The following is an 8,847-nucleotide window of genomic DNA, read 5'->3' as shown; positions in this document are numbered from 1 at the left end:
TTGCCCAGCCAGTTGCGGGTGAAGCTCGGAATGATGCGGCCTCCGATCAGCGAGATCAGCAGCATGACCACACCGATGCCGACGCGGATGCTGACATCGGCCGCGCCCTGGTAGTGCGCCTCGAGATGAAAAGCGACATTGCCGGCGAGCAGAACGGACACCATCGCCACCACGGGCAGGTTGCGCCAGTTGCCGCCCGCGATGATCTCGCGCGCCGCGGCAGCGACCACCAGCGCCAGGAAGGCGGCATCGACGAGAAGCGCAAACGCCCAGCCGGTATCGGCCGACAACGTCACCGCGATACGTCCGGCAAGCCAGACCATCACTAACGCCCCCAGCGAGGTGCCTTGGATCGGCAGCCGCCCGGTCCAGTTCGGGATGGCCGTGAACAGGAACCCGGTGATCACCGCCGGCAGGAAGCCGTAGAGCATCTCGTGGACGTGCCAGTCGCGCGGCGCGAACGCGGAACTCACCGACAATTCGCCGTAGAACATCGGCAGCCAGGCCAGAATCGATAGCCCCGCCTGGATCGCGGCGAGCAGGAAAAAGGGCCGAAAACTGTTCGCAAACAGCGGCCAGCCCTCAAAGTTGCGGGATCGGGCGCCAGCCATGGGGTCAACTCCAATAAATTTCAGTCCGTTATCTGGAAAAATACTGCCACTCAGCCGTCCCGTTTTGCGCTATCGCAAACTATCGAACGATTGCAGGTGCCATCACACTCCCTGATGCCAAGGAGGCAGAATGGCCAAGGTCGACACATCGCTGATTGCGCATTTGCCGCTGTTTGCCGGGGTCACGCCGGAAGCTCTGGATGAGATCCTGCGTGAGGCCCGTTCGGCGCGCTATCCCAAGAACAGTGCCATTTTCGAGCAGGGGGCGGATGCGCAGTCCTTCTTCCTGCTGCTGCACGGCCATGTCCGCGCGGCCAAGACCACGCCGACCGGCGAGCAGATCGTGGTACGCTACGTCGCGCCCGGCGAAACGTTCGGGCTCGCCATGGCGATCGGAGCCGTGCAGTATCCGGCGACCGCGATCGCGGTCGATGACAGCGTGGTGCTGATCTGGCCAACCTCGGCCTGGCCGCGGCTGGTCGAGCGATTTCCCTCGCTGGCGGCCAACACGCTCCAGACCGTCGGCAAGCGCCTCCAGGAAAGCCACACCCGCATCCTGGAAATGTCGACCCAGCAGGTCGAGCAGCGCGTCGCCCATGCGCTGCTGCGCCTCGCCAAGCAGTCCGGCAAGAAGCTCGACCACGGCATCGAGATCGACTTCCCGATCAGCCGCCAGGACATCGCCCAGATGACCGGCACCACGCTGCACACCGTCAGCCGCATCCTGAGCGGCTGGGAGAGCCAAGGCCTCGTCGAGAGCGGCCGTCAGCGCATCATCCTGCGCGACCCGCACAGGATCGTCGTGTTGGCGGAGCGAAGCGCCGACAGCGGCGCGGCGTGACAGCCGCCGGGACGTCTCCGCCCAAGATAGGGATTAAGACAGGGATCGAGATAGGGGTGAGGGGCGCTTCCGCTTACGGCGAAAGCGTCCCTCACCCGGGAATCCGCGCGCGCCCGCGTGAATTCCGGACCGCTTCACGCCGGCACGCAATCGCACAACGCGGCGAGGAATTTCTCGCGGTCGATGCCATGCTCGCGGCAGGCATCATCCACCGTGTGGAAGGTTGCGATCGGGCAACCGACACAAGCCATCCTGAAGGCCAGAAACACGCGGATCGTGTGCGGCGCGGTACGCATGATGTCATCGACCAGATCGTCGGATCCAAAAGACATGGACAACTCCGTTCCGCAACGACGATAGCAGAATGGATCGAAGGCTCCTTGTCGAAGCGCAAGCTGGCTTGTCATTCCGGGGCGCGCGAAGCGCGAACTATGATGCGCAATTGCGCATCTCAGAATCCATCGCGCAGCAGGTGACGTGGAGAAATGGATTCCGGGTTCGCGCCAAAGGGCGCGCCCCGGAATGACAGGAGGAGAGACCTTACACAGCCCGGCTGTGCAGCTGCTTCGCCGGATTGAGATGCGCGTCGAACGCGGCCGCGACGCTGCGGACCAGGAAGCGCGAATCCTTTGCGACTGCGAGGCGGTTGCCATCCAGCCTCACGATGCCGTCGGAGATCAGCGGCTTCAGACGCGCCGCCGAATTCAGCATCGCCCCCGCCTCCGCGCCATGGCGCGCGCAGATGTCGCCGAGATCGGCGCTGAACTCGCACATGATGCGTTCGATGATGTCGGCGCGCAGCCGGTCGTCGTCGGTGAGCCCATAGCCCTTGGCGGTGGCGAGACGGCCGGCGGCGATGCTTTGCGCATAGGCGCCGATCTGCACCTCGTTCTGGACGTAACCCTGCGGCAAATGCCCAATCGCGCTCGCGCCGAAACCGAGCAGGACTTCGCTCTTGTCAGTGGTGTAGCCCTGAAAATTGCGCCGCAGCGTCCGTTCCTCGAAGGCCACTGCCATGGAATCGTCGGGTCGCGCGAAATGATCGAGCCCGATCTGCACGTAACCGGCCTCCTTCAATGCATTCGCGATCGCGCAAGCCTGGTCGTGGCGCGCGAGTCCGTCCGGCAACACGGCCTCGTTGATCATCTGCTGGTGCTTCTTGAAGCTGGGCACGTGAGCGTACCCGAACACGGAGAAGCGGTCGGGCGCGAGCGTGAGGCTGCGCCGGACCGTATCCAGACAGGACGCGACGGTCTGGTGCGGCAGCCCGTAGATCAAATCGAAATTGAGTCCCTCGATGCCGGCGCGCCGGAGCATGTCGACCACGGAAGCCGTCTGCTCGAAGCTCTGCACGCGGTTGATCGCCCGCTGCACCACGGGATCGAAGCTCTGCACGCCAAGGCTCGCACGGTTGACGCCGGAGAGCCGCATGGCATCGACCATGTCGGCGGTCAATGTGCGGGGATCGATCTCGACCGCGATCTCGGCCGAGGGTAGCACGAAGAACTTCTGGCGCATCGTCGCCATCAACTCGGCGAAAGCTTCCGGCTGCATGATCGTCGGCGTGCCGCCGCCGAAATGGATGTGCTCCACCTTGATGCGGCGGCCAATGGTTGCGGCGACCTGCTCGATCTCGTTGCGCAGCGTCCGCTGGTAGCCGGCGATGAGCTCGTCGCGGCGGACGATCTGGGTATGGCAGCCGCAATACCAGCACATCTCGCGGCAGAACGGCACGTGGAGATAGAGTGACGCGCTGGCGCCCGCCGGCAGCTCCGCCAGCCAACTGGCGTAGGCGTCCGGTCCGACCGCCGTCGAAAAATGCGGCGCGGTCGGATAGCTCGTGTAGCGTGGCAATCGTTCTTCGCCGTAGCTCGCCGCTAGATCAGCTCTCATGTCTTACCCATTCGTAAATTTCCGCCGTGCGCAGACATCACGGCAAATCACGGAATGCACTCCAATAACCCGGATCCGCGGAGGCGACCTTGCGCTCGCGCAAAGTCGGCCGGGGGTGCAGCAGACATTGCGCTCGCGCAAAGCGCAGCGGCGGGTTCGGGGCCATGATCATGGCAATTCGCACGCCATCCGGAGCGTTTGCCCATGAGGCTTCTCGCACTCGAACTGATTCTTTCCTTGCTCGACGTCCGCGGCCATATCCCGCGTTTCGACGACTTTCGGCCGGCCCCGGTCGCACCGGCCCCGGCCGGCACCGTGCGCGCTCTGGCCGCGGCCATCGCCGTCTTCGCCGTGCTGTCGCTGGCGATCTGGGCAACGGTCTGGCTTGCCACACATCTATTTTAGTCACGTCTTCGCGAAGGCCTCGACCATGATCTCATCCAAGCGCGCATTCGCCGGCGCGGTCGTGCTGGCATGCATTGTCGGGGCGCCGGCCTTTGCGGCCGACACGACCAGCGGCGATCTCGTCATCACCAGGGCCTGGAGCCGGGCGACGCCCGGCGGAGCCAGGGTCGCCGGCGGCTATCTGACGATCGAGAACAGGGGCCGCGCGCCGGAGCGGCTGCAGGCCGCATCGGCCGCCCATGCGCTTCGAACCGAGATCCATGAAATGACCGTCAACGACGGTGTCATGACCATGCGCCCGCTCGACAAGGGGCTTGTCATCGCACCCGGACAAATCGTGACGCTTGCACCCGGCGGCGGACACCTGATGTTCATCGGTCTCGATGTGCCGCTCCATGCCGGCGACCAGATGCCCGTGACGCTGTCGTTCGAGCACGCCGGCGCAGTGAAAGTGACGCTGGACGTGCAGGCCATCGGCGCACAGGCTCCCGAAAGCACGAAGACAACGGCGGCCGCAGAGCCTGCACATCGCGTGGAGCAGGCTGCGGCGGCCCCACCCGCGTCGACGACCGAAGCTGACGAGAGCTTCTTCACGCATCTCCATGCTGAAAAGGCCATGGCCAACGTCACGGTCTCGCCCGGGCGCGCCGGTCCGGTCGAAATCGCAATCCAGCTTGAAGATGCGAATGAGTTGCCGCTGAGCGCCGACGCGGTTGCTGTCACGCTCGGCAACCCCGAGCACGGCGTCGCGCCGATCACCGCGAACGCCGAACGCGTCGGCAACGATCAGTGGCGAGTCAGAATGTCGGCACCGCTGTCCGGCCGCTGGTCGCTCGGCCTCGACATCCGCATCAATCCGTCGGATGCGGTTAACGTGGTGTCACCGATCCTGCTCCGTTGAGACACCTAAGTACTGTTGCGGAGACGAATCCGGCAAAACCTTGTCGCAGCGCAAACACTCTTGCCACGATCGGCGCACACTGCATCCGTCATCAAAAACCTTTCCAGATGAAGGATGCTTCCGATGTTCACCCGCAGAGCCGCATTGATCAGCGCCGCCGCGACCGCGCTGATGCTGGCGACCCCCGCCTTCGCGGCCGATGATCTCAAGCTGCCGCGCCAAAAGGTAGAGCTGGTCGCTCCGCCCTTCGTGCACGCGCACGAGCAGGCGACCAAGCAAGGCCCCAAGATCATCGAGTTCAGGCTCACGATCGAGGAGAAGAAGGTCGTCATCGACGAGAAGGGCACCACCTTCCAGGCGATGACCTTCAACGGTTCGATGCCGGGCCCGCTGATGGTCGTGCACGAGGGCGACTACGTCGAAACGACGCTGGTCAATCCCGCGACCAACACCATGCCGCACAACATCGACTTCCATTCCGCGACCGGCGCGCTCGGTGGCGGCGCGCTCACTCTGGTCAATCCCGGCGAGCAGGTCGTGCTGCGCTGGAAGGCAACCAAGACCGGCGTGTTCGTCTACCATTGCGCTCCGGGCGGCCCGATGATCCCCTGGCACGTCGTCTCCGGCATGAACGGCGCCGTGATGGTGCTGCCGCGCGACGGACTGAACGATGGCAAGGGCCACGCTCTGAAGTACGACAAGGTCTACTACATCGGCGAGCAGGACATGTACGTGCCGCGCGACGAGAAGGGCAACTTCAAGTCCTACGACTCGCCGGGTGAAGCCTTCACCGACACCGAAGAGGTGATGAAAAAGCTGACTCCCACCCACGTCGTGTTCAACGGCAAGGTCGGCGCGCTCACCGGCAAGAACGCACTGACTGCCAAGGTCGGCGAGAACGTTCTGATGGTGCATTCGCAGGCCAACCGCGACAGCCGCCCGCATCTGATCGGCGGCCATGGCGACTACGTCTGGGAGACCGGCAAGTTCGGTAATGCACCCGAAGTCGGGCTCGAGACCTGGTTCATCCGCGGCGGCTCGGCGGGAGCTGCACTGTACAAGTTCCAGCAGCCCGGCATCTACGCCTACGTCACGCACAATCTGATCGAGGCCGCCGACCTCGGCGCCACCGCGCACTTCAAGGTCGAAGGCAAGTGGAACGACGATCTGATGATGCAGGTGAAGGCCCCTGCCGAAATACCGGCAGCCACCAACTAAACGCGAAAAGGGGCCGGTCATCACCGGCCCCTTCTTTCTTCGAGGAATGACCATGCTGATCGCATTCAAGCTCAAACTGGCACTCGCCTGCGCCGCCGGGCTCGCCGGGCCGATCGCGATGGCGCCGCTGGTCTCGGACATGACCGTCCACGGCACGGCGTCGGAGCCTGCGATCGTCAGGGTCGCAGCGGGCAGCCTGTCCTATCGCGAGGCCGGCGATTTCACACGCGGCGGGCAGCAGGCGGAAGCGCCGCTGCGCGTGATGCGCGTCGACCGGCCGCTCCACATCATGCGAAATCAGGTCTCCTCATCCGACTATCAGCTCTGTGTGCAGGATGGCGCCTGCCGCGCGCTCGATCGCGACGTCGCGGTCGCCGCCGATCGTCCCGCGGTGCAGGTGAGCTGGCACGATGCCGAGGCTTATGCAGGCTGGCTGTCGCGCAAGACAGGCCACCATTACCGCCTGCCGAGCGATGCAGAATGGGCCTTTGCAGCAGGCTCCAGATTCAAGGACGATGGCGTCGCTGTCGATGCCGACGATCCTTCGAAGCGCTGGATCAGCCGCTATGAGCGCGAATCCGAACGCGACCTTTCCGACACCACGGCCTATCCGTTCGGCAAGTCCGGCCCGAACGAGCACGGCGTCGAAGACCTCGCCGGCAATGTCTGGGAATGGACCTCGACCTGCTTCGTGCGCTCGCGCGTCGACGCCGCCGGCAATGCCGGCCGCCCCACCGTGAACTGCGGCGTGCGTGTCGCCGAGGGCGCCCACCGCGCCTATGTCACCGATTTCATCCGCGACGCCCGCGCCGGCGGCTGCGCCCAGGGCGTGCCGCCCGCCAATCTCGGCTTCCGCCTGGTGCGCGAGGAGACCTCCTGGGTCGCCAGCGTGTCGGCGCGGTGGAGCAAGGTGTGGGCGGTGAGGTCGTAGGGCGGGCCTGACTCGCGAAATAGCAGAGTCTCGGCCGCGTCCCATACTCCGTCATTGCGATGTGGAAGCAGTGCGCGTCGGTACTTCAATGAAAATGGCCGGGACAAAGCCCGGCCCTTTCCCATTGTTCGCGGATCGCTAACTCAGCTGTTCTTCAGCGCCACGCGAAACTCGGCTTCGGTCTTGGCCTTGACCTCGTCGAGCGAGACGCCGTCGGCGAGCTCGATCAGGGCCATGCCGCCGTCGCCGTGCTTGTCGATGGTGAAGACCGCCAGATCCGTGACGACCATGTCGACGACGCGCTCGCCGGTCAGCGGCAGATTGCACTTCTTGAGGAGCTTGGAGCCGTCCTTGGCCGAATGCTCCATCACCACGACGACGCGCTTGACGCCGGCGACGAGGTCCATCGCGCCGCCCATGCCCTTGACCATCTTGCCGGGGATCATCCAGTTGGCGAGATCGCCGTTCTGGGCCACCTGCATGGCGCCGAGGATCGACAGGTCCATGTGGCCGCCGCGGATCATCCCGAAGGAATCCGCGCTCGAGAAATACGAGGTCGAGGGCAGCTCGCTCACCGTTTGCTTGCCGGCGTTGATCAGGTCCGCGTCCACCTCGTCTTCATAAGGGAACGGGCCCATGCCGAGCATGCCGTTCTCGCTCTGCAGGCTGACATCGACCCCGTCGGGTATGAAGTTCGAAACCAGCGTCGGGATGCCGATGCCGAGATTGACGTAGTAGCCGTCACGCAATTCCTTTGCGGCGCGCGCGGCCATCTGTTCACGGGTCCAGGCCATGTGTGTCTCCTGATACGCTTAAGCGGCGGTACGCGGGCGGGTGTTGCGGAATTCGATGCGCTTCTTGGCCGTGCCGACCTCGACGATGCGCTTCACGAAGATGCCGGGCGTGTGGATGTGGTCGGGATTGAGTTCACCCGCCGGAACCAGATGCTCGACCTCGGCGACGGTGATCTTGGCGGCGGTCGCCATCATCGGGTTAAAATTGCGCGCGGTCTTGCGGTAGATGAGATTGCCGGCGGTGTCGCCCTTCCAGGCATGCACGATGGCGAGGTCGGCGAACAGGCCGCGCTCCATCAGATACTTCTCGCCGTCGAACTCCTTCACTTCCTTGCCTTCGGCGATCAGCGTGCCGACGCCGGTCTTGGTGTAGAAGGCCGGGATGCCGGCGCCGCCGGCGCGGATGCGCTCGGCGAGCGTGCCCTGCGGATTGAATTCGAGTTCCAGCTCGCCGGCGAGGAATTGCTGGGCGAACAGCTTGTTCTCGCCGACATAGGACGAGATCATCTTCTTGATCTGCCGGGTTTCCAAGAGGCGGCTGAGCCCGATGCCGTCGACGCCGGCATTGTTGGAGACCACCGTCAGGCCCTTGACGCCGGACTCGCGGATCGCGTCCGAGAGCTCCTCGGCGATGCCGCAGAGGCCGAAGCCTCCCGACATGATCATCATGTTGTCTTTCAAAATGCCGTTGAGAGCCGACTTGGCGTCGGGATAGACCTTGTTCATGCAAATAACCTTCGACTGAACCTTCGGCTTGGAGGCGTCGCGCCCTATTGGCGGCGATTATTAGGCGAAATCCTCCAAAGCCGTCAATGATACGGGGTTCTCCGCACCGCGCCCGGGTGATAGAAGCTGCCCACACCGTGGGCAGAACCGTCCGCGGCCTTGAAAGCGACAAGAAAAACCATCAAGTTGCGGGGGTTGGGCGTGGGCACGCAGGTTTCCCGACCCGCCCTTCTGGCTCCAACGACCAACCCGATCAGGACATGCCATTGACCATGGCCCAAGGAATGAAGCGCCTCGGGACGCCGATCGCGGCGCTGCTCGGTGTCGCGCTGATCGCCCTGATCGCGACCTCATGGCTCATCAACCGCGACGCGCTGCGCAGGGCGGTCGAAGCGCAGATCCGCGACGTCACCGGGCTCGAGCTCAGTGTCGCAGGCGCAATCGACATCTCGGTGCTGCCGGCAAGCTACATCTCCTTCCGTGACGTGGGCCTCAAGGGCGGCGGCACCAGCGATCCCGCGCTCCAG

The 8,847-nt window shown here is 64.4% G+C and carries 10 protein-coding genes and 1 pseudogene; 6 read left to right on the top strand and 5 right to left on the bottom strand.

The genetic code is table 11. The annotated features are described in order from the left end of the window. Positions 1-611: NnrS family protein (locus IC66_RS0117130; protein ID WP_038948436.1), on the bottom strand; the 611-nt coding region annotated here is incomplete at its 3' end. Between the two features lie 130 nt (positions 612-741). On the opposite strand from IC66_RS0117130, the gene IC66_RS0117125 reads away from it, so the two are divergent. Then, on the top strand, positions 742-1,452 hold the full coding sequence (locus IC66_RS0117125) for a Crp/Fnr family transcriptional regulator (RefSeq protein WP_028140265.1): 711 nt from the start codon (positions 742-744) through the stop codon (positions 1,450-1,452). 134 nt (positions 1,453-1,586) lie between these two features. Here IC66_RS0117125 and IC66_RS0117120 read toward each other — a convergent pair whose 3' ends face one another. Both IC66_RS0117120 and hemN read right to left on the bottom strand, forming a co-directional pair. Continuing rightward, entirely contained in the window at positions 1,587-1,784 is a 198-nt protein-coding gene (locus IC66_RS0117120; protein WP_028140266.1) for a DUF1858 domain-containing protein, read from the bottom strand. Between the two features lie 208 nt (positions 1,785-1,992). Beyond that, positions 1,993-3,345, bottom strand: a complete 1,353-nt coding sequence (hemN, locus tag IC66_RS0117115) for an oxygen-independent coproporphyrinogen III oxidase (RefSeq protein ID WP_038948435.1) — start codon at positions 3,343-3,345, stop codon at positions 1,993-1,995. A 204-nt stretch (positions 3,346-3,549) separates the two neighbouring features. On the opposite strand from hemN, the gene IC66_RS0117105 reads away from it, so the two are divergent. From IC66_RS0117105 to IC66_RS0117090, 4 genes are all read left to right on the top strand, one after another. Continuing rightward, complete coding sequence (locus IC66_RS0117105; protein ID WP_028140268.1) at positions 3,550-3,750, top strand: hypothetical protein; 201 nt, start codon at positions 3,550-3,552, stop codon at positions 3,748-3,750. A 25-nt stretch (positions 3,751-3,775) separates the two neighbouring features. Then, entirely contained in the window at positions 3,776-4,651 is an 876-nt protein-coding gene (locus tag IC66_RS49100; RefSeq protein ID WP_063711737.1) for a copper chaperone PCu(A)C, read from the top strand. 123 nt (positions 4,652-4,774) lie between these two features. Beyond that, on the top strand, positions 4,775-5,869 hold the full coding sequence (nirK, locus tag IC66_RS0117095; RefSeq protein ID WP_028140269.1) for a copper-containing nitrite reductase: 1,095 nt from the start codon (positions 4,775-4,777) through the stop codon (positions 5,867-5,869). Positions 5,870-5,921: 52 nt separating this feature from the next. Further along, complete coding sequence (locus IC66_RS0117090; RefSeq protein ID WP_038948433.1) at positions 5,922-6,800, top strand: SUMF1/EgtB/PvdO family nonheme iron enzyme; 879 nt, start codon at positions 5,922-5,924, stop codon at positions 6,798-6,800. 143 nt (positions 6,801-6,943) lie between these two features. Here IC66_RS0117090 and IC66_RS0117085 read toward each other — a convergent pair whose 3' ends face one another. Both IC66_RS0117085 and IC66_RS0117080 read right to left on the bottom strand, forming a co-directional pair. Continuing rightward, positions 6,944-7,594: a 3-oxoacid CoA-transferase subunit B gene (locus IC66_RS0117085; RefSeq protein ID WP_028140271.1), complete on the bottom strand. Its 651-nt coding sequence runs from the start codon at positions 7,592-7,594 to the stop codon at positions 6,944-6,946. Positions 7,595-7,612: 18 nt separating this feature from the next. After that, positions 7,613-8,320: a CoA transferase subunit A gene (locus IC66_RS0117080; RefSeq protein WP_028140272.1), complete on the bottom strand. Its 708-nt coding sequence runs from the start codon at positions 8,318-8,320 to the stop codon at positions 7,613-7,615. A 272-nt stretch (positions 8,321-8,592) separates the two neighbouring features. On the opposite strand from IC66_RS0117080, the pseudogene IC66_RS42570 reads away from it, so the two are divergent. Further along, a pseudogene (locus IC66_RS42570) lies at positions 8,593-8,847 on the top strand (AsmA family protein); the annotation flags it as partial.

The sequence above is a fragment of the Bradyrhizobium genomosp. III genome (assembly GCF_000261705.1).
Classification (GTDB): domain Bacteria; phylum Pseudomonadota; class Alphaproteobacteria; order Rhizobiales; family Xanthobacteraceae; genus Bradyrhizobium; species Bradyrhizobium ottawaense.
The sequence above is the reverse complement of the archived record's forward strand: the minus strand, read 5'-3'. Positions and strand labels throughout refer to the sequence as shown.

Excerpts from the sequence above, each read along its gene's own strand:
- IC66_RS0117090 (WP_038948433.1), top strand. The coding sequence starts at position 5,922 with ATGCTGATCGCATTCAAGCTCAAACTGGCACTCGCCTGCGCCGCCGGG.
- IC66_RS0117105 (WP_028140268.1), top strand. The coding sequence starts at position 3,550 with ATGAGGCTTCTCGCACTCGAACTGATTCTTTCCTTGCTCGACGTCCGC.
- nirK (WP_028140269.1), top strand. The coding sequence starts at position 4,775 with ATGTTCACCCGCAGAGCCGCATTGATCAGCGCCGCCGCGACCGCGCTG.
- IC66_RS0117080 (WP_028140272.1), bottom strand. The coding sequence starts at position 8,320 with ATGAACAAGGTCTATCCCGACGCCAAGTCGGCTCTCAACGGCATTTTG.
- IC66_RS0117085 (WP_028140271.1), bottom strand. The coding sequence starts at position 7,594 with ATGGCCTGGACCCGTGAACAGATGGCCGCGCGCGCCGCAAAGGAATTG.
- IC66_RS49100 (WP_063711737.1), top strand. The coding sequence starts at position 3,776 with ATGATCTCATCCAAGCGCGCATTCGCCGGCGCGGTCGTGCTGGCATGC.
- IC66_RS0117120 (WP_028140266.1), bottom strand. The coding sequence starts at position 1,784 with ATGTCTTTTGGATCCGACGATCTGGTCGATGACATCATGCGTACCGCG.
- IC66_RS0117125 (WP_028140265.1), top strand. The coding sequence starts at position 742 with ATGGCCAAGGTCGACACATCGCTGATTGCGCATTTGCCGCTGTTTGCC.
- hemN (WP_038948435.1), bottom strand. The coding sequence starts at position 3,345 with ATGAGAGCTGATCTAGCGGCGAGCTACGGCGAAGAACGATTGCCACGC.